Below are 1310 nucleotides of genomic sequence, written 5' to 3' on the forward strand. Positions count from 1 at the left end.
TGAATCGGCCTGACTTTCGTTCCTATCGGGAGCCTTGTCTGGCAGGGGCCGGCTGGGCTGATTCGAGGTCAGCGTAGTACGCCTGCTCAACCTCGAGCGGGGTGCGCATATCGAGCTCGCCGTGGAGGCGGGAGTTGTTCCACCACCACACCCATTCGAGGGTCGCGAGCTCGACCTGCTCGACGGTCCTCCAGGGACCGCGTTGCCGGATCAGCTCGGTCTTGTAGAGGTTGTTGACCGCTTCTGCCATCGCATTATCGAAGCTGTCGCCGACCGTGCCGGTCGAGGGGACGGCGCCGAGTTCGACGATCCGGTCGGTGTAGACCATCGCCATGTAGTTCGACCCGTGGTCCGAATGGTGCGTCAGCCCGGTGAGGTCGTCACCGGCGTCCCACGCGGCCATATCGAGCGCCTGCATCGGCAGGATCTCCGCCTTCAGAGTCGCCGCCACGTTCCAGCCGACGATGCGCCGAGAGTAGACGTCGGTGACGAACGCGACGTAAGCGAACCCGGACCAGGTCGCGACATAGGTGACGTCGCAGACCCAGAGCCGGCGGGGGCCGTCGGCGGTGAACCGGCGATTGACGAGATCGGTCGGCCGCTGCAAGGCGGGATCGGACTTCGTCGTGAAGACGCGCTTGGACTTGCGCACGCCTCGAACCCCGGCGAGCCGCATGAGGCGTTCGGTCTGGTCACGCCCGATACCCCACCCCTGTCGTCGCATCAGCGCGTGCATCTTCCGGCGCCCGTAGACGCCGTAGTTCTCTGCGTGCAGCCGGGCAACCTCGGGCACCAGCAGGTCATCCTGCAACTGCCTGGCGGACGGAGTCCGATTCACCGCGGCGCGGAAGCCGCGCGAGGTGAGGAATCCTCTCACTGCCGGTCGGAGGACCTGGCAGATGAGCTCGACCCCGAAACGATCCCGGTGTTCGCTGATGAACCGGACCATCTCGTCGAGGGGTGGTCGAGCTCCTTCGCGAAAAAGATGCTCGCAGCCTTGAGGATCTCGTTCGCTTTCCGCAACTCTGAGACCTCCTTCTGCAGGCGCTTGATCTCCGCAGCAGCCTCGGTCGTGACTCCGGGCTTCACACCCGCGTCGATCTCGTAGCGGCGCTGCCACAATCGCAGCGTCTCCGGGCTCATCCCCAGAAGGCCCGCGACGTGACGGACCGCGCTCATCATCGTGGGGTGCGACGGACGCGTCTCCGCGAGCATCCGCAACGCCCGCTCACGCATCTCCGGCGAATACTTCCTGTTCATCGTGTTCCATCCTTACTTGAAGAACGGAACGAAAGTCAGGCCGATTCAGG

1 protein-coding gene is annotated in these 1310 nt (G+C 64.7%); it reads right to left on the minus strand.

What is annotated here, in order from left to right; genetic code table 11:
- Nucleotides 1-22 precede the first annotated feature (22 nt).
- A protein-coding gene (locus KZC50_RS15645; RefSeq protein WP_310892293.1) for an IS3 family transposase occupies nucleotides 23-1260 on the minus strand; the annotation gives its coding sequence in 2 pieces (ribosomal slippage) (nucleotides 23-975 and nucleotides 975-1260; 1239 coding nt in all).
- Nucleotides 1261-1310: the final 50 nt, after the last annotated feature.

It is taken from the genome of Microbacterium aurantiacum (assembly GCF_031625015.1).
Taxonomy (GTDB): domain Bacteria; phylum Actinomycetota; class Actinomycetes; order Actinomycetales; family Microbacteriaceae; genus Microbacterium; species Microbacterium aurantiacum.